The 289-nt window shown below is 52.6% G+C and carries 1 protein-coding gene; it reads left to right on the forward strand.

Going from position 1 to position 289, the window contains the following annotated elements; all coding sequences use genetic code 11:
• Window positions 1-289: response regulator (locus FLQ44_RS21165; protein WP_147695957.1), on the forward strand; the 289-nt coding region annotated here is incomplete at both ends.

The raw sequence follows: 289 nt of genomic DNA on the forward strand, positions 1-289 counted from the left end.
GAAGCGGTTGAACTGTTTCGTCAACATCAGCCCGACGTGGTGCTGATGGATTTGAAAATGCCCCAGATGGGCGGCGTTGACGCAATCACTACGATTCGTCAGGAGTTTCCCAATGCCCGCATCATTGTGCTGACTACCTATGACGGCGACGAAGATATCTATCGCGGACTCAGTGCCGGAGCCAGAGGCTATCTGCTGAAGAACGTCACTCGTCAGGAGCTAGTCAAAGCAATTCAGTGCGTCCATGCCGGACAAAAATACATTCCTGCAGAAGTGGGTGCTCGGTTAG

It is taken from the genome of Vogesella mureinivorans (assembly GCF_007644035.1).
Classification (GTDB): Bacteria; Pseudomonadota; Gammaproteobacteria; order Burkholderiales; family Chromobacteriaceae; genus Vogesella; species Vogesella mureinivorans.